The organism is Nicoliella spurrieriana (genome assembly GCF_023380205.1).
Taxonomy (GTDB): Bacteria; Bacillota; Bacilli; order Lactobacillales; family Lactobacillaceae; genus Nicoliella; species Nicoliella spurrieriana.
Window position 1 is genome coordinate 896,093 of the sequence record NZ_CP093361.1, and the last position, 23,020, is coordinate 919,112.

General features: G+C 43.9%; 23 protein-coding genes and 2 riboswitches. Of the genes, 12 read left to right on the forward strand and 11 right to left on the reverse strand.

Features of this window, described 5'->3' with window-relative positions; genetic code table 11:
* The first annotated feature begins 58 nt into the window (after window positions 1-58).
* Window positions 59-901, forward strand: a complete 843-nt coding sequence (locus MOO44_RS04955) for a DegV family protein (protein ID WP_260116079.1) — start codon at window positions 59-61, stop codon at window positions 899-901.
* Here the strand turns inward: MOO44_RS04955 and MOO44_RS04960 are convergent.
* Window positions 888-1,598: an aquaporin gene (locus tag MOO44_RS04960; RefSeq protein ID WP_260116080.1), complete on the reverse strand. Its 711-nt coding sequence runs from the start codon at window positions 1,596-1,598 to the stop codon at window positions 888-890. The two genes, MOO44_RS04955 and MOO44_RS04960, sit on opposite strands and share 14 nt — an antisense overlap.
* A gap of 273 nt (window positions 1,599-1,871) precedes the next feature.
* Here MOO44_RS04960 and MOO44_RS04965 point away from each other — a divergent pair, with 273 nt between their 5' ends.
* A complete protein-coding gene (locus tag MOO44_RS04965; protein WP_279306809.1) occupies window positions 1,872-3,158 on the forward strand; it encodes an argininosuccinate synthase in 1,287 nt (428 codons plus the stop codon).
* Window positions 3,148-4,530, forward strand: coding sequence for an argininosuccinate lyase (argH, locus tag MOO44_RS04970; protein ID WP_260116081.1), 1,383 nt, complete (start codon window positions 3,148-3,150; stop codon window positions 4,528-4,530). Before MOO44_RS04965 ends, argH begins: the two co-directional genes overlap by 11 nt.
* 32 nt (window positions 4,531-4,562) lie before the next feature.
* Here argH and MOO44_RS04975 read toward each other — a convergent pair whose 3' ends face one another.
* Both MOO44_RS04975 and MOO44_RS04980 read right to left on the reverse strand, forming a co-directional pair.
* A complete protein-coding gene (locus MOO44_RS04975; RefSeq protein ID WP_260116082.1) occupies window positions 4,563-4,904 on the reverse strand; it encodes a hypothetical protein in 342 nt (113 codons plus the stop codon).
* A 54-nt stretch (window positions 4,905-4,958) separates the two neighbouring features.
* Entirely contained in the window at window positions 4,959-5,330 is a 372-nt protein-coding gene (locus MOO44_RS04980; protein WP_260116083.1) for a hypothetical protein, read from the reverse strand.
* Between the two features lie 190 nt (window positions 5,331-5,520).
* Between MOO44_RS04980 and MOO44_RS04985 the strand changes: the two genes are divergently transcribed.
* Both MOO44_RS04985 and MOO44_RS04990 read left to right on the forward strand, forming a co-directional pair.
* Window positions 5,521-7,005 carry an ABC transporter substrate-binding protein/permease gene (locus tag MOO44_RS04985; protein ID WP_260116084.1) on the forward strand — a complete coding sequence of 495 codons (1,485 nt, stop codon included), beginning with the start codon at window positions 5,521-5,523 and terminating at the stop codon, window positions 7,003-7,005.
* Window positions 6,998-7,741 (forward strand): amino acid ABC transporter ATP-binding protein, encoded by a 744-nt coding sequence (locus MOO44_RS04990; RefSeq protein WP_279306810.1) that lies wholly within the window; start codon window positions 6,998-7,000, stop codon window positions 7,739-7,741. The genes MOO44_RS04985 and MOO44_RS04990 overlap by 8 nt, the downstream gene beginning before the upstream one ends.
* 197 nt (window positions 7,742-7,938) lie before the next feature.
* On the opposite strand, the gene MOO44_RS04995 is transcribed toward MOO44_RS04990, so the two are convergent.
* Window positions 7,939-9,243, reverse strand: a complete 1,305-nt coding sequence (locus MOO44_RS04995; RefSeq protein ID WP_260116085.1) for a nucleobase:cation symporter-2 family protein — start codon at window positions 9,241-9,243, stop codon at window positions 7,939-7,941.
* 65 nt (window positions 9,244-9,308) lie between these two features.
* Window positions 9,309-9,407, reverse strand: a riboswitch (purine riboswitch).
* A gap of 103 nt (window positions 9,408-9,510) precedes the next feature.
* Between MOO44_RS04995 and MOO44_RS05000 the strand changes: the two genes are divergently transcribed.
* Both MOO44_RS05000 and MOO44_RS05005 read left to right on the forward strand, forming a co-directional pair.
* Window positions 9,511-10,485, forward strand: a complete 975-nt coding sequence (locus MOO44_RS05000; protein WP_260116086.1) for an asparaginase — start codon at window positions 9,511-9,513, stop codon at window positions 10,483-10,485.
* An 18-nt stretch (window positions 10,486-10,503) separates the two neighbouring features.
* The gene (locus MOO44_RS05005) at window positions 10,504-11,703 is read left to right on the forward strand and encodes a hypothetical protein (protein WP_260116087.1); all 1,200 of its coding nucleotides are present in this window, start codon (window positions 10,504-10,506) and stop codon (window positions 11,701-11,703) included.
* Window positions 11,704-11,731: 28 nt separating this feature from the next.
* Here MOO44_RS05005 and MOO44_RS05010 read toward each other — a convergent pair whose 3' ends face one another.
* From MOO44_RS05010 to MOO44_RS05025, 4 genes are all read right to left on the reverse strand, one after another.
* Complete coding sequence (locus tag MOO44_RS05010; protein WP_260116088.1) at window positions 11,732-11,938, reverse strand: LBP_cg2779 family protein; 207 nt, start codon at window positions 11,936-11,938, stop codon at window positions 11,732-11,734.
* Between the two features lie 75 nt (window positions 11,939-12,013).
* The gene (locus tag MOO44_RS05015; RefSeq protein WP_260116089.1) at window positions 12,014-12,661 is read right to left on the reverse strand and encodes an energy-coupling factor transporter transmembrane component T family protein; all 648 of its coding nucleotides are present in this window, start codon (window positions 12,659-12,661) and stop codon (window positions 12,014-12,016) included.
* Window positions 12,658-14,088 (reverse strand): ABC transporter ATP-binding protein, encoded by a 1,431-nt coding sequence (locus MOO44_RS05020; protein WP_260116090.1) that lies wholly within the window; start codon window positions 14,086-14,088, stop codon window positions 12,658-12,660. The genes MOO44_RS05015 and MOO44_RS05020 overlap by 4 nt, the downstream gene beginning before the upstream one ends.
* A gap of 86 nt (window positions 14,089-14,174) precedes the next feature.
* On the reverse strand, window positions 14,175-14,732 hold the full coding sequence (locus tag MOO44_RS05025) for an ECF transporter S component (RefSeq protein WP_260116091.1): 558 nt from the start codon (window positions 14,730-14,732) through the stop codon (window positions 14,175-14,177).
* Window positions 14,733-14,832: 100 nt separating this feature from the next.
* Window positions 14,833-14,922: riboswitch (TPP riboswitch) on the reverse strand.
* Between the two features lie 175 nt (window positions 14,923-15,097).
* On the opposite strand from MOO44_RS05025, the gene MOO44_RS05030 reads away from it, so the two are divergent.
* The 3 genes from MOO44_RS05030 to MOO44_RS05040 all read left to right on the forward strand — a co-directional run bounded on the left by MOO44_RS05030 (window position 15,098) and on the right by MOO44_RS05040 (window position 17,644).
* Window positions 15,098-16,117: a serine hydrolase gene (locus MOO44_RS05030; protein ID WP_260116092.1), complete on the forward strand. Its 1,020-nt coding sequence runs from the start codon at window positions 15,098-15,100 to the stop codon at window positions 16,115-16,117.
* Between the two features lie 96 nt (window positions 16,118-16,213).
* Window positions 16,214-16,948: an HAD hydrolase family protein gene (locus MOO44_RS05035; protein ID WP_260116093.1), complete on the forward strand. Its 735-nt coding sequence runs from the start codon at window positions 16,214-16,216 to the stop codon at window positions 16,946-16,948.
* Between the two features lie 81 nt (window positions 16,949-17,029).
* Window positions 17,030-17,644, forward strand: a complete 615-nt coding sequence (locus tag MOO44_RS05040; RefSeq protein WP_260116094.1) for an LVIS_2131 family protein — start codon at window positions 17,030-17,032, stop codon at window positions 17,642-17,644.
* A 61-nt stretch (window positions 17,645-17,705) separates the two neighbouring features.
* Here the strand turns inward: MOO44_RS05040 and MOO44_RS05045 are convergent, their stop codons facing one another.
* Both MOO44_RS05045 and MOO44_RS05050 read right to left on the reverse strand, forming a co-directional pair.
* Window positions 17,706-19,541, reverse strand: coding sequence for an FAD/NAD(P)-binding protein (locus MOO44_RS05045; protein WP_260116095.1), 1,836 nt, complete (start codon window positions 19,539-19,541; stop codon window positions 17,706-17,708).
* 13 nt (window positions 19,542-19,554) lie between these two features.
* The gene (locus tag MOO44_RS05050; RefSeq protein ID WP_260116096.1) at window positions 19,555-20,208 is read right to left on the reverse strand and encodes an NAD(P)H-hydrate epimerase; all 654 of its coding nucleotides are present in this window, start codon (window positions 20,206-20,208) and stop codon (window positions 19,555-19,557) included.
* Window positions 20,209-20,320: 112 nt separating this feature from the next.
* Here MOO44_RS05050 and MOO44_RS05055 point away from each other — a divergent pair, with 112 nt between their 5' ends.
* Window positions 20,321-20,647, forward strand: a complete 327-nt coding sequence (locus MOO44_RS05055) for a hypothetical protein (RefSeq protein ID WP_260116097.1) — start codon at window positions 20,321-20,323, stop codon at window positions 20,645-20,647.
* A gap of 51 nt (window positions 20,648-20,698) precedes the next feature.
* Here MOO44_RS05055 and MOO44_RS05060 read toward each other — a convergent pair whose 3' ends face one another.
* On the reverse strand, window positions 20,699-21,208 hold the full coding sequence (locus MOO44_RS05060) for a YbhB/YbcL family Raf kinase inhibitor-like protein (protein WP_260116098.1): 510 nt from the start codon (window positions 21,206-21,208) through the stop codon (window positions 20,699-20,701).
* A gap of 188 nt (window positions 21,209-21,396) precedes the next feature.
* Between MOO44_RS05060 and MOO44_RS05065 the strand changes: the two genes are divergently transcribed.
* On the forward strand, window positions 21,397-23,016 hold the full coding sequence (locus tag MOO44_RS05065; RefSeq protein ID WP_260116099.1) for a glycosyltransferase: 1,620 nt from the start codon (window positions 21,397-21,399) through the stop codon (window positions 23,014-23,016).
* Window positions 23,017-23,020: the final 4 nt, after the last annotated feature.

Sequence of the window (23,020 nt, forward strand, 5' to 3'; positions counted from 1 at the left end):
TGCACGAATATTCGATAAAATGGTGGTATAACTTAAAATCGAAGGAGATTTTGATGAAATGATTAAAATTGTTACTGATTCAACATCATTAATTACAGAAGCACAAGCAAAACAGTATGGCATTACCGTAATTCCATTGAACGTCTTGATTGGCGACGAGGTCTATAAGGACGGCGTTACCATTAACGGACAGGAATTGGTCGATTACATCGAAAATAACCCCAATAAGGCCTTCCCCACCACTAGTCAGCCTGCCATTGGGGACTTTATCCAAACCTATGAACAACTAACTGCAGATGGGAGTCAGGTCATCTCCATTCATATGACCGAAATTTTAAGCGGGACCGTCAATACCGCTCAACAGGCCGCTCGCATGATCGGCGATGATAAGGTCACCGTCATTAATACCCATACGACCGACCAAATTCTAGGCCAAGAGGTTTTAGCTGCAGCTCAATTAGCACAAGCTGGTGCTAGTCGGGACGCAATTTGTGACCGGGTCAATCAGATCATTGATCATAGTAAGCTCTATATTGCGGTTAGTACCCTGAAGAACTTGGAACGTGGCGGACGAATCAGTCGGGTCACGGGGATGATTTCAAAGCTCTTTAACCTCCACGTGATTTTGCACTTGACCGATACCGAACTGGGGCTAAAGGCTAAGGGTCGTGGGAATAAGACCCTAAAGAAATGGGTCCGTGAATATGTGGAATCCATCAAGGGCCGCCCCCTTAAATTTGTGGGGCTTAGTTATACCGGGAGCGAGGAGTTTGCCGAGTTCGTTAAGGAGCAGGTCAAAGCTGAATTTCCAGATGCGGAAGTTAAAATTATGTACACCAGCGCAATCGTATCGATTCACGCTGGGATTAATGCCTGTGGGATGGAGTTTATTTTTGATTAAAGATTAATACGATGATGCCCTTGATTAGCATAATAACGGCGGCACCAGCAAGCGGGCCAAGCATTGGAATCCATGCGTAACGCCATTGTGAAAGGGCAGCATTGAATTTATGTGAGAAGAATGCCCGGGGCACCCAGTCCCGCGTGGGGTTAAAGGCAGCTCCGGTAATCGGTGAGATGACCGTAATACAGCATGCGGTGATAAATGACGAGATTGTAATGTTAAAGAATGAATTGAAGCCCCAGAGACTAATCGTTTGTGAGTTAATGGCAATCACTGCGGTCCCGCCAGCTTCCCAAAGGAAGTTTCTAAGGCGGTGATTAACGTTACTAGGCACGGTGGCATAGAAGTTCAAGTTGACTGGAAGGGTGTAAAGCCAGCGTTCCCAAATTGACCAGGTGGTTTGCGCTGCCAGCCAGGCGGCGATAATTTGAGCAATGATTTCACCCAACATGATCCAGATCGAAATTTGGCCATTGAGGGTTTGAACGATTGAAAAGACTGGATTGTAATTAGCCGTTCCAAATAATAGTCCAGTGACTAATGACGCAAAGTAGATGCTTAATCCCCAATACAGACCGGTGATGTAGCGGGTTTGTAGTCGTGGGTATAAAAAGTAATTTATCAGTTCACTGATTCCAAATCCCAACGTTAACATTAGGTAGGTACCGATGAATTCACCAATAATTAAACTCATTATGGTGCTCCTCCCGTTTATAAATTGAAAGATCGCCATAGGCGGTCTTTTCTTTTTCGTAAAAATCGAATAACTTTATTATAGCCAATTTATGAATAACATTAAAGTGAACAATTATGAAACTACACATTCAACATAATTGGCTAAATATACAGCAAAATTAAATAAAATACATATTTAATCACTTTTTTTCGTTTTTTAGTTGTATTTATTCATTTACGGTGTTATTATAATGAATAATAAATCAAATAGAACGAAAGACGGTGCATAATTATGAAAAAGAAAGTTGTTTTAGCATATTCCGGTGGATTGGATACCTCAGTATCAGTTGCGTGGTTAATCAATAAGGGTTATGACGTAATTGCTTGTTGTATCAACGTCGGAGAAGGGAAAGACCTGACCAAAGTAAAGGAAAAGGCCTTAAAAGTGGGTGCTTCAAAGGTTTACGTAATTGACGGTTTGGATGAATTTGCGAACGATTACCTAACTTACGCATTGAAGGGGAACTTAATGTATGAAAATGCATACCCTTGTGTATCAGCACTTTCCAGACCATTGATCAGTAAGAAATTAGTTCAAGTTGCCCATAAAGAGGGCGCTACCGCCGTTGCCCATGGTTGTACCGGGAAGGGAAATGACCAAGTGCGGTTCGAAACAGCAGTGAACGACTTGGATCCAAACTTAGAAGTATTGACCCCCGTACGGGACTGGCACTGGTCCAGAGAAGAAGAAATCAATTATGCTAAGGAACACAACATTCCAATTCCAATTGACTTAGACTCACCATACTCAATCGATGCTAACATTTGGGGCCGGGCAAATGAATGTGGAGTTTTGGAAAACCCATGGAACCCAGCACCAGAAGATGCGTTTGGGATTACGAACCCAATTGAAAAAACCCCAGACACCCCCGCAATCGTGGAAATCGATTTTGAACACGGGGTGGCAGTAGCATTGGATGGCAAGCCAATGTCATTTAAGGATATTATCCAAACCTTGAACAAGGTGGCTGGTGAACACGGCATCGGGAGAATTGACCACGTTGAAAACCGGTTGGTCGGCATTAAGTCCAGAGAAGTTTACGAAACTCCAGCTGCATTCGTACTCTTAAAGGCCCACGAAGAATTAGAAGACCTAACGCTTGAAAAGGACGTTGCCCATTTCAAACCAACGATTGACGAAAAGATGGCCAATATGGTCTATAACGCACTATGGTTCTCACCATTGATGGATGCATTACAAAAATTCATTGATAGCACCCAACAAAACGTTACTGGAACCATTAAGTTGAAGCTCTTTAAGGGTAACATCATTATCTTAGGCCGGAAGTCAGAATACTCACTTTACGACGATGACCTAGCAACTTACACGTCTGCTGACTCATTTGACCAACTTGCTTCTGCCGGATTCATTAAGCTATGGAGTTTACCAACCAAGGTGTACTCCCAAGTCCAAATTAAAAATCAACAACATGCATTAATGGATAGCATTAACAAGCAGGGAGAAAAGCAAGTCGAATACGTGGAAGCAAAGAATGAGGAGCAAACCGATGGCAAATAAAAAGTTATGGGGCGGCCGGTTTCAGGCCCCCACTAGCAAGGAAGTTGATCAATTTGGAGCGTCAATTTATTTTGATCAACTAATGGCGGATGAGGACATTACCTGTTCATTAGCCCATCTGCACATGCTAGCTAAGACGCACATCATTGACCAAGCGGATGCTGATCAGATCGATGCGGGGCTAAGGGACATTCAGGCCGACCTTAAAAAGGGGAACCTCCACTTTAGTTATGAAAATGAAGATATTCATATGAACATTGAATCAATTTTGACTGATCGTATCGGGCCGGTCGCAGGTAAGTTGCACACCGCCCGGTCTAGAAATGACCAAGTCGCAGTCGACTTTCACCTCTATGTGAAACGGCGGTTGCCAAAGGTGATTGGGCTGTTGAAGGGCTTAATGGAGACTTTAGTCACGATGGCAGAGCAAAACGTTGAGACCATCATGCCGGGCTACACCCACTTACAACACGCCCAACCCATCTCGTATGGCCATTACTTAATGGCTTACTACCAAATGTTCAAGCGTGATTGTGAACGGTTCGAATTTAACCAACACCACACTGATATGTCGCCACTAGGGGCGGCGGCACTAGCCGGAACAACGTTTCCAATTGACCGTGAAATGACGGCCAAGGAAATTGGCTTTGGTCAGGTGTATGCCAATTCATTGGATGCCGTTTCTGATCGGGACTTTGCATTGGAATTTTTAAGTAATGCTTCCATTATGATGATGCATTTATCCAGATTCTGTGAAGAAATCAGTATGTGGGCTAGTTACGAATTCAATTACATTGAAATTAGTGATGCCTACACGACCGGAAGTTCAATTATGCCACAAAAGAAGAATCCTGACATGGCTGAATTAATTCGGGGTAAAATCGGCCGGGTCTACGGTGATTTAATCGGGCTATTATCCACAATGAAGTCGTTACCATTAGCATATAACAAGGATTTACAAGAAGATAAAGAGGGCGTTTTCGATGTATTCAATACCATTATCCCATCTATTAAAATATTTACTCACATGCTTCAGGGTATTTCGGTAAAGAAGCAAAATATGTATGATGCAACCACGAATGACTATTCGAACGCCACTGAATTAGCTGATTATCTAGCAGCGAAGGGGATGCCATTTAGACAGGCCCATGGCATCGTTGGTAAGATGGTTTATGATTGTATCGTTAAGCAGATTAACCTGCAGGACCTATCGATTGAGGAACTAAAGCAATACTCGACTTTAATCGATTCAGATGTCTACGAAGACTTGAAACCTGAAACCGCCGTAAAGAGAAGAAATTCACTTGGTGGAACCGGTTTTGCACAGGTCCAAAAACAAATTCAAGCGGCCAAAGCTGAATTAGCTGAATAATAAAAAAGACATCCATGCGGATGTCTTTTTTATTATTCACTTAACCAGTGGTTAAACGAATTAATGTTATTGCCAAGGTAGTTAACGGCTTCGGTGGTAATTCTTTGCCCTTCAGCTTCAGCTGCTTCGGGATCTAAATCGTAAAGATTCCGGGCACACCCAGCGGCAATATCGGTAAATTTAAGGGTCCGGCCAATGCCACCATCGTTAAAGAGTGCATCTAGACCCGTTAAATCATTTTTCATGGCATCGTAAACGGTGCCTGCGATGTTTCCATTTCCGGAAGGAAGGATGTTAACGGCATACGTTAACAAAAAGCTATTCATATCAACGATTGCTTTTTGACGTTCCTCACGTTCGATCTTAGTCTTCATTTGATAATCACCTCATGGTGTTAATCTTAAATGATTCTGCACTAATCTGCAAGGTTAATGGCGGCTCGATCTTAAATTAGAATTGCCCTTGACCTTAACGTGATGGCGCTTGAATTTAATCCGCTGATTATCAGGCTCGAATTGAAAATGGTGCATGCGGCCGTTAAAGGGTTGTCCCATTAGCTTAGCGCGAATCCATTGTTGCATGATTGTTTCCATTTCTTGAGCGGCCTTGATCCGTTGTTGATTGTGTTCTTGTTTAGCGACCGGAATGATGTTCGTTGCAATTTGACTGATTAGTTTTTGGTGGTATGCCAAGAGCTCCTGCGTTAGTGGTTCGTTTCGATAACGATTGAATAGTTTTTCAATGTAGCGCATTGCATCCTTGGCGTCCTTAGGTTGGTAGTATCGATTCAAAATGTTCACTCCCCTCCGTTTATTTTACATCAACCGTTATTTAGGACTCAAGGCTGAAACGGGATTTAAAAGTCAGTGATGGGGAGAGGAAGATATGCAAAACATGTATATTTATCTTTAAATTAAGAAAGATATTGTATAATTTTGCATTAAGTGTTAAGATAAATAGCATAAATAAACAGGAGAGGTTTTGATTTTTATGAAGGGCAAAGTTGTAAAGTTATTAATGGTTTTTATTATGACGTTCAGTATCTTCACTGGATTCATGAATAAAAATACATACACTCAAGCAAATGCGAGTGATAACTATCTAACTAACATTAAGAAAAAGGGGACCATCGTCATGGGGACGGCTCCCGACTACCCACCATACGAGTTTACGAAGAATGAGGGTGGTCAAGCGAAGGTCATGGGTGCCGATATTGAATTGGCTAAGCAGATCGCTAAGAACATGGGCGTTAAATTAAAGATTAAGTCAATGAGTTTTGATTCGTTATTAGTCGCCCTCCAAACCGGGAAGGTCGACATGGTCATTGCCGGTTTGACCCGGACGCCGGAAAGAGCCAAGAGCGTTGATTTCACGATTCCTTACTATAATGGTGGACAGAGTTTATTGATCAACTCTAATGACAGTTCCATTAAGTCGTATAAGGACTTAGCGAACCAACCAGTCGGGGTGCAAACTGGAAGTACCCAGTACAACCTGGTTAAAAAGCAGGTCAAGAATCCTTCCATCAAGGGGATGGAAAGCGTTAACGATTTAGTGTTAGCGCTTAAGACGAATAAGGTTAAGGCGGTGGCCGTGGAAAGTGCCACTGGGGAAGCCTATGCTGCTAATACGCAGGGCATCAAGGCCATCGATGCTAAGTTCAATACCGCTAAGGCTCAAAACGTGGTGGCCTTCCATAAGGGGGCAACTTCGTTAGTCAATGCTGCTAACAAGACGATTAAGGCTTCCAATGAAAGCCATGAATTCGTTGATAAGTTCATTCCGACCGCTTCTAAGGAAATGGGCACTAGCGCTAAGAAACAAAAGATTTCAGTTTGGCAACAAATGTATAACTACAAGGATTACTTTATTAAGGGGACTGAATACACGATTTTAATTTCCATCATCGGAACGATCTTGGGATTGATCGTCGGAATTCTCTTGGCCCTAATGAGACTATCCAAGAATAAGTTCTTCCACGCAATTGCGGTGGCCTACATCGAATTTATCAGAGGAACGCCGTTGATGGTTCAAATCATGTTCGTGTACTTTGGATTAGGGACGATCGTAAACGTGCCGGCATTGACTTCCGGGATTATCGCAGTCTTCATTAATTCTGGAGCGTACGTTGCAGAAATCATCAGAAGTGGGATTGAATCAATTGATGACGGTCAAAGCGAAGCCGCACGGTCCCTTGGTTTTTCTAATCATCAAACGATGCAGATCGTGGTGTTACCACAAGCAATCAAGAACATTTTACCAGCCCTTGGGAATGAATTCGTTTCATTGATCAAGGAAAGTTCGATTGTATCGATCATCGGGGTTACCGACTTGATTTACCAGTTAAGAATTGTGCAAGCCGATACCTACCAAGGGGTCGTACCAATCTTTATCGTAATGGTCATTTACTTCATCCTAACGTTTGGAATTTCCAGATTACTAGGCTTATTCGAAAGGAGATTAAGACATGAATAATGATGACGCAATTTTAAACGTTGAAAACGTGAAAAAAGAATTTAAAAATAACCTCGTCTTAAAGGGGATTAACGCTAAGGTAACATCAGGGCAAGTGATTGCTTTGATTGGTCCATCAGGAGCCGGGAAAAGTACCTTTTTAAGGTGTTTAAACATGTTAGGCAAACCCACTTCCGGGGCCGTATACTTTGATGGGCAGGACCTAATGAAGTGTAACGATAAGCAATTAGACAAGCTGCGGACCAAGATGGGAATGGTATTTCAAAGCTTTAACCTCTTTGAGAACATGACCGTGTTGGACAACATTAAGGTCGCTCCCATCAAGGTCAAGAAAATGGCTGATCAAAAGGCAACTGAGATTGCCCATCAACTATTAAAGCAGGTCGGTTTGGATAATAAGGCTGATGTTTATCCTAGTAGCTTATCCGGTGGGCAAGCGCAACGAGTGGCGATCGCCAGGGCGTTGGCCATGCAACCAGAAGTGATGCTCTTTGATGAACCCACCAGTGCACTTGATCCCGAAAAGGTGGGCGAAGTGCTATCGGTAATGCAGGACCTGGCTCAACAGGGAATGACGATGTTAGTGGTGACCCATGAAATGGATTTCGCTAAAAACGTTGCGAACCAGATCTGGTTCATGGACGATGGCCAGATTATGGAAAAAAATGATCCAGAATCATTCTTTAGTAAGCCAAAGACCGAACGGGCCCAAGACTTCCTATCCAAAGTAATTTAATCCAACTATGAAGGACCCGATAATTGTTAGGCAACATCTAACGATTATCGGGTCCTTTTTATGACTAAATATAATATTGATAGTTTATCCTATCACCATTGAATTGCATTTAAATAATGCTGATTTGCATAACGGCTCCTCAACGAAACCAAACGAAAAGCCGCCCGCGGTGAAATCCACCTGGGCGGCTTTGATGATTAATCAATTTGTTGATGTGGTTTTTTAAAGTTAAAGATAACGTTTAATAACACAGCTGATAGGCTTGAGATAACCACTCCGTTATCCAAGATGATTTTGATGGAATCGGGGAGTGAATTCAGGATTTGGGGATAAAATGTAATCCCTAGCCCTAAGCCGACTGAAATCGCAACGATCAAGAGGTTGTCATTGTCATTGAAGTCGACCTTTTGGAGCACCCGGATTCCTTGCACCCCGACTAGGCCAAACATGGCGATCATGGCACCACCTAATACGTAATCGGGCATGATCAACACAAGGGCAGCGGCCTTAGGGAGCAATCCTAATAGTAACAAGAAGAATGCGGAGTAGTAAATGGGCTTACGACTCTTGATTCCTGAAATTTGAACCACCCCTACGTTCTCGGAGAAGGTCGAGTATGGGAAGGTGTTAAAAATCCCCCCTAAAATAGCTGCTAACCCTTCCGAACGATAACCACGCTTGAGGTCGTCACTATTGATTTTACGCCCCACGATGTCACCCAGGGCAAAGAATACCCCGGTCGATTCGACCATCGTTGTTAATGCGACTAAGCTGACGGTAACGATCGATGACCATTCAAAGTGGGGGGCCCCAAAGTAAAATGGAATCGGGAGTCTAAACCAACTGGCTTGCCCGATCGCACTGAGGGATACCAACCCCATCGAACCAGCGATTAGGGTCCCAACTAACATACCGACTAAGACCGAAATGGCCTTGAAAAAGCCCTTTGCATATGCGTTTAACAGGATGATCACTAATAGGGTCGCTAGTCCGATCAAGAGGTGGGTCCCGTTCCCAAAGTTTGCGGCAGTCGGGTCATTTCCACCAATGTCTTGAACGGCAACCGGGATTAGCGAAAACCCAATGACCGTGATTAATGAACCGGTCACAACGGGAGGGAAGAAACGGCGTAGTTTTGCGAACCAACCGGCGATCAGGAAGATAAAGATCCCCGCACCAATGACCGAGCCATACATGGCGCCGATCCCAAACTGACTACCGATCGCCTTTAGGGGCGCGATGTATTGAACCGCACACCCAAGAACGACTGGTAATGCGATCCCAGTCAACGGGGTCCGCTTTAACTGAAGTAACGTGGCAATCCCACACATAAAGATGTCAGTAGAAATTAAATACGTCATATCAGCCGCACTAAAGTGAAGGGCGGTCCCAATCAAAAGCGGGACGATTACGTCTCCGGAATACATCGTTAACAGGTGTTGAAAACCTAATAACGCATTTTTAAATTTAGATTCAGCACGAATCTCTTGCAAATTAATCATCCTTCCAAGTGTCTGGAATAACGACCAAGCGGTGGTATGCAAAAAATCCGGATGCAAAAGCAAACCGGACCTTCCCATTTGCTTATAGTCCGCACTTTACGGGTGCGGGTAGAAACTAACCAACCTTATTTTGGTATTATATAGGCACATCTATTTAATAATGATAACTCTAGCATTTTTTTATTTAAAAAACAATGAAGATTTTTAGAATTCAGTTTATAATTATTCGTAAACGTGTTAAATGAACAACTTTAAGGGGGAATTAAATTGAAAACAATTTTAGCGATTCACACTGGTGGAACGATTTCGATGTCCGCAGATGACAACGGTGAGGTGATGCCCAACCAGGAAAATCCAATCGCTGGCCATGATGTCACTCTCGATGGAACGGTGAAGTTAATCAATGATCCAATGTTTAATCTTCCATCACCGCATATGACCCCTGAAATCATGCTTAAATTAAGGGACCGGGTGTTAAAAGCCGAACGGGATGGAATTGATGGCGTCGTAATTACCCACGGGACCGATACACTGGAAGAGACGGCCTATTTTTTGGACCTGACCTTACCGAACCGCCTACCGGTAGTATTAACCGGGGCGATGCGCTCTTCTAATGAAATTGGCTCCGATGGGTTGTATAACCTCCAGAGTTCAGTGGCAGTGGCCGCATCTGACGATGCAATTGGGAAGGGCGTATTGGTTGTAATGAATGATGAAATCCACACGGCACGCTATGTGACTAAGACGCATACTACGAACCTAGCGACCTTTAAGACCCCCACTTTTGGCCCCTTAGGGATCATTAGCAAGCATCAGCCATACTTCTTTCAAGAGTTGATCAAAAGCGATGCCTTTAACATCGACCACGTTGAAGCAGGTATCTTTTTATTGAAAGCCTTTGCCGGGATGGATGGGACCCTATTGGATGCTTTGAACAACGGGAATACGAAGGGCTTAGTAATTGAAGGATTAGGATCTGGCAATTTACCACCCGCTACCTTACCAGCGTTAAAACGCATCTTGGACCGGGGGATTCCAGTGATTTTAGTTTCACGGTGTTATAATGGGATGGCGCAAGATATTTATGATTATCAAGGCGGCGGGATCGAGCTCGAAAAAATGGGCGTAAGCCTCTGTCGGGGGTTAAATGGTCCCAAGGCGCGCATCAAGTTGATCGTAGGGGTCAGCAATGGCCTACAAGGGGATCAATTAAAACAGTATATGAGTACTGCAATCTCTTAAAAATTGCGGGGGAATTGAATGGGAATTGTAATTAATAATTTAAAAGCTGCGTACAATCGCGGTGCAGTTGTGAACGTCTATCGCGTTGATGACATCATTTTTACTGGATATGTATACCTACTGGATGAAAACAGTGAGGAATTAGTGCTTAGGACCTACGACGAGTGGGGAATGCCGGATGGGATGGTTTATTTAGACCTGATGGTCGTCTACGATGTGGAAGTGGATAATAGCCAGGATCTACAGCTTATGAAGCGCCGGATGGATATTGCTAAGCACTACCATTTTAAAGAAATTGCTGAAACGAACCTGATGCCGATTAACAAATTGGCAAACATTCGCTTGGAAATTTTGGGCCGTTCCTACGTAGAGGGGCAGATGGTCATGGTGACCGTTGAACAACCCCATGGAGTGCCACAGAGTTACAAGGGACTTGTAAATCAGGTCGTCAGTAGCGAAGCGGTTGAATTAATAACGGTGGATAAGACTGATTTTAGTAGTCACCACAAAACTACGATTCAAATTGCCGAAATTACGACGATTGAATTTCTGGGGAAGGAACTAACAATGCTGACCAAGAATCGGCAGTTATTGTTTGGTGATTCCGTCGACCAGGTCGAAGTAGCTGGCGATGATCCGCACATTTTGGACCTGTTTGCCGATTCTAAGGCCACCCACCGGTTATTCGAAATTGAATCGGCTGCGAATAATGGGTATTACTACATTGGCTACGTCGTCAATTATAATTACGAGTACGTCATCTTTAACCTGGTCACGATGAGTGGGCAGTTTGGTGGCTACGTGTTGATGAGAAACACCATGGTCGCACGCTTGTTTATCGATTCCGATTACCTGCGGTTGATTAAGCGCTTTAATCAAGAGAACCGGCAGGCGGATACGTTCTTAGAGCCGGTCTTAAATGATGAACGTGAATTTGATATGGGCGCGGACGTATTAGATGCGTTATTGGAACAGGCCATTAACCTCCATCAATTAGTGCGGATTGCTTCCCGGAATGCCGAGGGGCAATTAGGGTATCCGGTCGATATGACTCCGATTACCAAGCAAGTCCATTTCCAACCCGTTGATCTTGACTATACCGAATTAGATGCTAAACAAGCGGTGGCGTTCAATGATATCGGTGAGTTAGCATTTGGCTATCTCGAGGCCTTTTTGGTCGATGATGGACTGAACTTTGCTAAAAATCAAAATCATTAATAAAAAAACCAGCCCAATGGCTGGTTTTTTACTTAGTAAAATTATCTTGATTGTTTTCAATGAAGTTTTCAATTAACTCTTTTTCTTCGTTGGTGGGTTGCTTTTCCATCGACTTGATGTCGTGAAGCCGTTCAACGCTAATGTGGAGATTGAAAGCTAACTGGGTATCTGGCCAAGCCGTGTCCTTTTGGAAATCAATAATTTCCTTTGAAATGGTACTAATTCCATTAGTCATAATCTGCCTCCTGAAGTGGTTGATTAACTTAATTATATTATAACCAGGCCTGAATTAAAAGGTCCATGCCTGATTTCAGAATATAAAGATCGGGACCTGCACCAAAATTAACCAAAGGGCGCAACTTGCAAAATCGGTCCATTTGACGGCCGTTTTGACCACGTGGGTCCGCGGGGCGTCCTCAACAAAGCCGTGTGAAATCATGGCCTGAGAGAGGTCACTTGACCAGTTGATGGCTGCTAAGATGGCCTTGAAATATAACTTAGGCGACCACAATTGCATTGTGACCCCCCGCATTAAGGCGGCATGGCGAATCGTTTGGACCTCGATGATAATCCGTGGGACCAGGTTGAACGCCGTCAAGACCCCGTATGCAAATTTGGATGGTAATTTAAAATTTTGTTCGAGGGTGAATGCCAGGTCCTTGATGTTGGTAGTCATGGTAAATGTGGCTCCCAACCAGATATAGGTAAATAACCGGGTAAAAAGGACCCACCCAATTTCTGGGCCCTGGGTTCCATAGAAGACCTGTGAGACCAACAGTCCGGTGGCTGGAATGATGGGGTATAAAAACAGGTACAGTAATGATTTGAATGCGACCCGTTTGAGTAATAAATAAGTAAGACAGACCGCGATGATGCACAGGTTGACTGGAATGTTTTGGACGAATGAAATTTCGATCCCAATGATAATGGTCATTAATAATTTGATTGCTGGGTTCATAGTAGGGCCCCCCGATACGTTAGTTGTTGATTTTTAAATTCAACGTGGTAGTCAAATAGGGTTTCTAAGCCGCTCAACTGATGACTGATAATGATGATGGTCTGGTGAAAGCGTTGGCTAGCCGTTTGTAACATTTGGACGATGACTGCTAATGAATTGATATCGAGGCCCTTGAACGGTTCGTCCATTAATAAGACATCGGTCCCCATGATCAACATTTCAATAATTTGGAGCTTCTTTTTTTGCCCCTCGCTAAGCGTGTAGACCACCTGTTGTTCGTGCCCGTCAAGGTGTAAGGCCGTTAGCATTGCGTTGATATCATCTTGCGTGTAATGATGGTTACTTGCGTTTTTAACCGATAGGGCGAGCTCTTCTTCCATCGTAATGTCAATAAATTGCATTTCAGCATCTTGAAAAACGAGGGCAACGTTGGCAAGGTACTTTTTCTTACGGAGCTTTTGAATATCTTGACCGTGGTATGCAATTAATCCCTGGTATTTAAATAAGCGGGTCATTGCTTTGAACAGCGTTGACTTTCCAATCCCGTTCTCACCGGTAATCAGGGTCACCCGATGGGCGTAAAATTGAAATTGAGGGGCCCTTAGTAACGTGGCTTGCCCCTGCTTTATTTCACAGTCGGTTAAGTTCAATGCAGCCTGCTCATTTGGGGTCGGCAGTGCTAATTTGACCGCCTTTAAATCAGCATGATCGAACGGGACCAATAGTTGCTCGACCTGGGCATTAGTTAACTTTTGAATTTGGTACTGGTGGGCTTCTAAGTAAAAGAAGTCATCAACGACGTCTTGGTACCCGGACAGGTCATGATCAACTAAAATAATCGTTTTGCCCCGTTGGTCGCGTAACCGGACTAACTGGTGCAATAGATCGGCTCGTGAAGTGCGGTCCAAGCTGGCGAACGGTTCATCCAACAAGATGACATCCGAATCCATTGCGATGATGATGGCAAGGGCCACCTTTTGTTTTTCACCACCGGAGAGCGCGTTAAGGTGTCGGTGCTTTAATTTTTGAATGTTAACAAATTGAAGGGCGGCATCAATCCGTTCTGGGATTACTTCCGGATCGACTTGCCGGTTTTCGAGAGCAAATTGGAGTTCGTCGTTGACGGTGGTCATCGTAAATTGTTGGTTCGGATTTTGAAACATCATTGAAACGACGCCACTTAAAGCGGTCGGCTGAATCTCAGCTAATGGCTTCGGACCGATCTTAATCGTACCGGTGTACTCACCATTGGCAAATTCAGGATAGAGTCCCGCAATTGATTTTAAAAGGGTTGACTTACCGGTTCCAGACGGTCCGGCAATCAGGCTGATGTGCGCATCCGTAAAGGTTAGGTTGACGTCGGCTAAGACGGGGTGGGCACTATTTTGGTAGGTGAACGTAAAATGACTGACGGTAACGGCTGCCATTAATAACTTCCTCTCTATTAGTTAAAAATAAAGCACTTATCAGCAAGGCTCCATAAGTGCTTTATCCCTATTTAGTCATTTGATGATTATGCTGTAATTGCGTGGCTACGCTTCAACAACTTGGTGATGGCCATTGAAACGGGGTCACTGAAGACCCAGACCGAAATGAAGCGAATGATGAACAAGATAATGACCATCCCGATGCCATAGGCATTGTAACCGTTTCTGAACCAATCCCAGATAAACGTGATGATGGTGGTAAACAGACTCCCTAAGAACAATTGGAAGTGGCCGTACTTTTTGTAGCCGGTCACGGCAAACCCTAATTCGGCCCCGGCCCCTTGAATTAATCCGGAAACCACGTTCATGACGCCCCATTGGTCACCGAGGAACATTTCAACGACTGCCCCGGCCACTTCTGAGAAGATTGCGACCCCGGGCATCTTAAAGATGGCCCCGGCAAGCGGTCCAGCAACGATCCAAAGTCCCAATGAAATATCATTGGCGGCCGGTGCTAACCCGATTGGGGTTAAAATTAAGGTGAGGGCGTTATAGATAAAACTGGTCAACCAGAAGATGACCCCACACACGATGGCAATTAATGCAATTAAAATAATGTTTCTAAGACTCCATTTTTTGGACATGGAAAATCCTTCCTTTCAAATAAAATAGATAAATGATCATGGTTAAATAGATAGAAAAAGGGGCCCTCAAAACGAGGGTCCCCCTAGATATGTACACCATTGATCAATGAAAACGTTTTCCTCCACCAGTACTAACTGGATCAGGTTCAATGGGTATTATCTCAGCCGAATAGCACCCCAAACATCTCTATATCTATTTAACTTGATTAGTGTAACGTAATCTAAAATGAAATGCAAGGTCAAATGTTACAAACGAAATGCTTAGATAACACTTAGTTTACATTTGCCATAAATGAATTGTTAATCATTTGCTAAGATGTTAAGTTAATACTATGATTTCCGTAATAAAAAGAAGGGTTGATAAAATGAATTTAAAAAAGAATCTGACGAAACTGGTGATTGTAATGACCACCACCGCTGGAGTGGGGTTGGCGCCAGCCGTGAATTCGTTCTTTGGAACGGTATCCCCCCAGACGTTTAGTGCCAGTGCCGCATACAATTATAATTACGATTATGATGATGGGGCTTCCGGGATTACCACGAACAACATTGTTCCTGGTAATTATAAAATGAAGCATGCCGCCGCTGCAATGGCAATCGATGCGACTAACGGGCAGGTAATTTACGCTAAGAATGCGAATAAAAAAATGAAGGTGGCATCGATAGCGAAGTTGATGACCCTCTACCTAGTGGTCAGAAAGGCCCAGGAGACGAACGGCTGGAACCAAGTCGTTGATACCTCAAATGCCGGACTCCGTTCGATGAGTTATAACAATAATATCGGTGGGGGCTTTAAGTTCGTTGCCGGCCGGAAATACACCGTAAGGCAATTGTACCGGGCAACGCTAATTGAATCATCAAACAATGCTGCGATTGCACTGGGCCAATGGGTCGCTGGTTCGAACGGCAATTTTATTGATATGATGAATAAACAGGCCCAAGCATGGGACCTGAATGCGACCTTTAACTCCGCATCCGGCTTAGAAAATAACGATTTAGTTCACTATGGCTATAAGTATACCGGCGGGGCTACTGCCGGGAACATGGTAAGTGCCAAGGCGCTTGCTGTAATTGCCCAACACCTCTTGACCTATTATCCACAGGTAGTCAATGATGCGAAGCTGGGCACGGCTAAGGTAGCTGGACAAAACCTCTATAATTATAATAATTTATTGAAGGGGCGGACGTTCTATGATCCTAAATTATACGTCGATGGGCTAAAGACCGGATATACCCCTGCTGCTGGACTATGCTTTGTCGGGACCGGCCAACTACCTGGGAAGCACCGAATCATCACGGTTACGATCAATGACCCATACGAATTTAGTGATCAACGCGACTTAATGCGCTATATTTACAAGAATTCATCCATTTATAATGAATAATCATTGGACAGCAAGCTAGTTGCAAAAATGATATAATGATACCAAACCAAACTCACGACTTTAATCGTGGGTTTTTATTTTGAGGGGATGAATTGGATGAAGAAGTTACTCTTAGCTGACCTGGACCACGGGTTTTTGTCCGCAACGGACCAGCTTGATAAATCACGATTGAATCAGCAATTAGCAGCACTCGCCACCCAAGGAGTGCAGATGGGCTTTATGACGGTGTTGCCGTATGCCAAATTGATTCAAATTTTGCGGGGAATTCAGGCTCCGGTAACCCTGATTTGTGAAGGGGGTGCCCAAACGGTGAACGACCGGGTCGTGACCGGGGACATCCCCATTGATTATGACACTTGGACGGATGCGTTACAGTGGTTGCAGGGCCAGCGCGATTTTAACACCGCCTACGTCGTGCTTTCCGGAAAAATGAATGCCTATACCGATGCTCACGATGACAATTCAGCTGCACAAGCGTTCAGTCAAATTTACCCATCGCTTTATCAGATGAGTGATTTAACCCTCGTTGGTGATACGGTGTATCAAATGAGTCTTTACTTTGCTAATGGCGACTTACAAACGCTAGCGCAGACCTTTAACAGTCATTTTAACGGGCGCTTAGTGGCGGTTGCATCCGAGCATTTGCTTTGGATTACCGCATTTGAGGCATCCTATGCTAATGCAATCGACCAGTTGAGCACTGAATTAGAACTCCCCGACCAAGCGGTAGTGATGCTTACCCAGCAAGCAGGCACCGACCCCATCGATGCCATCATGGGAACCGAGCCGGTTGATGGATACGATGCGATTGATCAGTGGCTATCCAAATAGCAAAATTTGTTATCTGTTGATTAACCAGGTACAATAGGGCAAGAGGTCAGTTGTATTATTTTATTTTAAAGGAGCTTGCTTATGGCATCAGCCTGGAATTTGATTGGGCTTTTAATGTGGATTGTAATCTTAATCGATTTGATTTGGATGATCATCTCCATTAAAAAGCGAAACCGACGGGCTTTGTTAAATCAAGATGGTAAATCGAAACAGCATCATTTGATGATTTTAATTGGGCAGGGAACGTTTTTGTTAGTTGCACTCGTTTTGATGGGCAGCGTCTATTTGAACCCAAGTAGAGCTGTCAGTAACGTTTCAATTATGAAAAATTATAAGCCGATCGTGTTGGACACGAACGGGCGCCAGTCATACTACGTGAACGTTTACGATTCTAAGAATCGCTTAGCAAAGCATGATTATACCTACCTGACAAAGGGAGAACGGTATCGAGTTCCCAGCAACGAGTCGATCATCGTTGCTGGAAATGACAAAGTGGCGTACCCAATGGAAACCTATCATTCCAATTTCAATCGAATGAAATCGTTAGATCAAAAGTACCAAAAAGCTTGGATCGAAACCATTAATGCAAAGTATAGACCAGGCTTAGTCAATGGCTTGGGGATGCGAGTGGGGCATCGGGCAAGTTATTACGTTATCATCAGAGTCCCAGACCACTCGTTTATTTACTACCACTAATCCGGTGGATTGACCCTATCAAAAAGACGTTGTCGATTTAATATCGACAGCGTCTTTTTGATTACATTAAATTGTTAGCATCCGGAGCAATTGCTAGGATCCGGCGGCTGATTTGTTCAGCACTTTGGTGGTTGTCATCGCTGCCCACCATTGGAAAGACGGTCGTTAGCCAGTGGACACCTTCCGTTAGGGTACTAAAGACATACAAGCCACTTCCGACGCTGCCATCATCAGTGATGACTTGATCCGTATCGGGATCGATTTTAATTGCATTGAGTGGAATGGGGTTGCCATTAGCATCGCTAAACGTTGCGGGTTGGACAATGTGATTATCGATCAACCCCCGAATAATTTCACTTTGCGTGGTTGCAAAGTTCAACCGTGGGATTCGGGCCTCAATCAATGCATCGGCAGATACTGGTTCCTTAGGGTAGTATTTGGACATCGCAATGAATTTATGATTAGCACCGATAACGTTCATTTGGGGGCCTAAAATAGTAACGATGCCAGCATCCATTAGGGCGATTAGTTGATGGAACCGTAATACGGGGGCCCCATTGGATAGAAATTGACTATTAGGTTTAAAGCTGGTTAGAAATTGGGTGAGGTAGTCTGAATCCGTAAAATCAGCATTCGCAATTAAATCGCGAATCGTGGTCCGTACATCCTTATAGATTGATAGAGCAGACCCCAGGGGTCCATTGCCGATTCCAGCATCGGCATCCACTGCGACCGCATACATCCAGTTTAAAATGGTGTGTTGATAGTCAGCGGTAGTTGTGATGGGGGTCCCAGCCACTGGGTTTAGGAGTAATTCCCACCGTAACAAGTCATTGGGCTGAAACGGGCCGGCTTGAACGGCACCATCGGGATCATTTACGAACTGGGCAGTGAATTGGTCGATAGATGTTTGTGGATAACGCTGTTTTAGGACTAATTGGTAGTAGACCAATTCAATTTCATGCCGGAACAGTTGTTGGAACTTAGCCACCGCAAGCTTACCATTTTGCCGATTGCTTGCAATTCGTTCGGGGGTTAGGAAATGGGGGGTGAATTGATAGCCGTTATCTAATTCAATCGCCTTGGGGTAGTACGGGACGCCCCGTCTTGATCCCGCAAAGATTTGGGGTTCGTTACCGGATGCTTGATACGTTAACTTGCCGTTAGCATCCGGGATGAATTTGCCGCCACGGTCTTCGGTCATTTTAATGACCTCGTCAAAGAAACTAAGGCCCAAGCCACGGATAATTACCCGTTGGTGGGGTTGAATGTGGGATTCATCAACGTCGCCAGGATAGGCGGGCGCTTGATAGCTTAGGTTGTTTTGGGCGGCGTAGTCTGCTAGCGATTGCTCGGTGGTGGTTAATTGGTTCACGTTGGCGTTAATGCTTAAGACAACGTTATCGACAGTAATCGTGGTGCAATGAGTGCTTAATTGCCATTGATGGCCCGTTTGAATAACGTTGGTCACGCTCGTTTGATGGTAATTGACCGTGACGCCATTTGGTAAGTGATCGATTAATTGTTGGTAGAACCACTGGGCATACACCCCTAATAACACCCGCGGGGTATAGCTATTGGGGGCGAGGCGTTCAACCAATGGAATTAGTGCAGCGGGATAGTGGTGGGTTTTGATGAACGGGATGGCAGCCACTTGCGCCCATTGGTAGAGGTTCAAACCGTTCGAATCGTTAGCTGCAGAAAGCGAAAGGTCCGTTGCAATCGTGTTCATGATCAGATGGTTAGACTGATCGACCCGCCAGACCTGGCCACCAGGTAGAAAGGGGTCGAAAAGATCGATTGAGAGGGTCTTTAAATCAGTCTGTTTGAAGTTACGAATGAGGTGGGAAAGGGTAATTAAACCACGCGGTCCCGCACCGATGATACCAACTTTCATTTTAGAAAGCCTCCTATTTATTTTGTAGATTTTGAATGACCTGTGGATCGTAGATGCCAATGTCATCAACGAATAATTGGCCGCAAAACGCCTGCCCGGTGGTTGAATCCATGCCGTTTTTAGCGTAAGCAAAGGTAGCGGTCGCATTGGCGTGGACTGCGATGCCTAACTCCCTGCCGGTTTCGGGACTAAATCCAGATGGGACGTCGATTGCTAGGGTGTTAGCCGTGCTATCGTTGATGTTTTGGATAACTTGTTGGTAGTTGCCACTGACCGGACGTGACAGGCCAATGCCAAAAATGGCATCAATAATGACGGAATAGGCGTTCCAATCTGGGATGCCCCCTTGAATCACTTCGACACCATAGTGGTTGGCGAACTTTAATTGTTGAATCCGCTCAATTGAGGCGTGTTCCGGATTACCGACCAATAACAGTTGCACGTTAAATCCGTGGATTTTAAGAAGCCGGGCCACTGCAATGCCGTCACCGCCATTATTACCGGATCCAGCCACCACTAGAATGTGAGTGAGGTCCCAGTTTAATTGGGCCAGGTTCTCAACGCTTTTTAATGCAGCCCGTTCCATTAAGACTAATGATGGGATGCCAACGTCACGCATGGTATATAGGTCAAATGCTTTTGCTTCACTAACGGAAATCGTTTTCAAATTAACACATCCTTTATCATTATTATTAATATTATTATCAATCAAATTAAAAATTAAATAAAGGAACGCGTGTTATAATTTGGTTAACCATTATTTTGAAGGGGAGAGCGAAATGAGTGAGTACGTTCCTGAAAACATGCGCGAAGTTAAACATGCGCTGATCGACTTAGAAGACGAGGGTAAGCATGTGGATCCAGACCAATTCATCGGTGAAACGGTGGAAAACCTATTCCAAATTTATTTAGATGAAGCTGAAGAGGGGCACTATGACACCGCCCGGTTGGTCAAACCCAATTTATTGCAGGTCTTTGACCTTACTAACCAAGTGATTCATGAGGAACATTCAACTGCTGAGAGCTTCGTGGCGGATTTTAAAAACGATGCTGATAAACTATTGATGCACTTGGGTTATGTGGCATACGATGTTGCAGCCCAGTAAAAAAAGGATCGACTTTAAATGCCATGCATTTGGAGTCAATCCTTTTAATTTTTATTTTAATACCGGTAATTCAACACTGGCCTGGGCTATAATGTGGCCCTTCATGGCCGTTCTGAGTTCGTTGAGCCAAAAACCATCCTTTAATGCTAGCTGTTCGTCTAGTGCATACATGGTTAATGTGTATTCATGGTCACAGTTAGGCGGGGTCGGACCTAAGTAGCGTTGACTGATCGTTTTATCTAGGGGTCCTGCTAATGGGCCGGCCGTACTATTGTTACCGTGCACGAGTGGCACTGAATCATTGTGGCTAGCGTTTTCTGGGATCTTGGTCGTCTTGGGATCAATATTAGCAGCGACCCAGTGGATGTAAGCAAAGCCACATACTGGGATTGAATCCCAATCGAGCATTACTAATGAAAGGGATTTGGTATTATCAGGAACGGCACTGATTTCAATTGGAAATGAAATAAACGGGACGCTACCGATCTTTTGGTCGGGATTTGCGTGCTTAGTGTATGCATCGCCAAGGTGCCCATTGGTTAATGGAACGTTAATATTCATAAATAAAACTCCCTTCTTTAGTACCATTATACATGATAATAATTATAGGTAAATTTAAAGTCTTTCTTAACGTCCGGAAGATTTTCTTGATTATCCCTGTTTTAATTCGGCATTTTATTATATAATAGTCATCAGACAGTATTATGTTACTGAAAAATAAGCGTTACATAAGGTAGGTAATTAATTTTATGAACTTTTTTATGAACTCAAGCTTTAACGCTAAAAATTCAGGAATCGAACATGCTCAATTAAAAAGAGCGTTTCTTTTCCGTAAGAATAAGGAAGCTTATAAGCTAGTCTTCCGTGAATGGAATCCACTTCTTCATTTCCATTTAAACAACGTTGGAATCCATGACGATGAAATCTTAAACATGTTTGATTTCTTCCAGGAAGCAGAAGATGTTAAAGAAACGGTAGTTAGACCAGAAGACCTTGATTTCGGGGTAACTGACTTAACTTACCAAAATGACGATGAACACAATCGGGTAATTGTATTTAAGGATAAGTTAATCATTGCTCGTGTTAACTGCTTTGGTAAGGACATTACCGATGACAAGCGCGTTCAATCAGTAGAACTTTTTGATGGGTTTGCTAACTTGTACCGGGTTGACTTCTACGATTACCGTGGATTCAAGTCAATGGTTCAATGGTATACTCCAGATAACAAGATCGCTACTGAAACTTGGTACAGCGTTGACGGTCGCCCTGTAATCGAAGACTTCTACAGATTAAACGCCCAAGGTAAGATGGACAAGTCTGGTTGGAAGACCATCGATCGGAAGGGAACTGTTCGCCAATACGATACTATTGATGGTGTGCTTCTTGAATTCTTGAACGCAAACAACCACAAGTACCTTCGTAAGACTAAGCCAAACATCTTTATCATGGACCGTTCTGACTTATACGAAGAATTATTACCAGAACTACGTGAACCTGCATATACTGTATTGCATCTTCACAACTCCCATGCTGGGGATGCTCAAAAGCCAAACACTTCGATTATGAATAATAACTACGAATATAGTTTGACTGATGCTAACCGTTACGATGCCATCATCTCTGCTACTCATAAGCAAACTCGTGATGTTGAATACCGGTTTGCACCTAAGGCTGCAATGTTCACGATTCCAGTTGGGGTTATTCCTGACAAGCACTTCGACGAACCACGGGTTCCAATGAAGGACCGGAAGTTCGGTAGTGTGATTGCCACTGCCCGGATTGCACCTGAAAAGCAATTGGACAAGGTGATTCGGGCTGCCGGAATTGCTCGTAAGACGGTTCCAGAAGTTACCGTTGACCTTTACGGATACATTGACCACTCAAACGATGATATCGCTATGAAGCGGATCAATGAAGCTATCAAGGATTACCACATGGAAGATGCTGTGCACATTCACAGTTACGTTAACAACGTTTCCATCGTTCAAAAGAATGCTCAAATCTACGGTTTAGCATCAGTCATGGAAGGATTTAACTTGGCCATGATGGAAGCTCAATCCGAAGGTGACGTTGGAATTACTTACGATGTTAACTACGGTCCTAATGAATTAGTTGTTGATGGTGAAAACGGTTATATCGTTGACTATGGTGATTACAAGAAGATGGGTCAATACATGACTGATTTATTCACCAATCCTGATCAATTACAAAAGATGTCTGATCAAGCCTACGAACTTTCAAAGCGTTACTCAGAAACTAACGTTTGGAAAGACTGGAAGGAACTATTAGACGACGCTGCTAAGAGCTGGAAACACAAGATGGCAGTATGGAACCCTGACATTGAAAAGGGTCTCGAAAAACTAGATTAAGGAG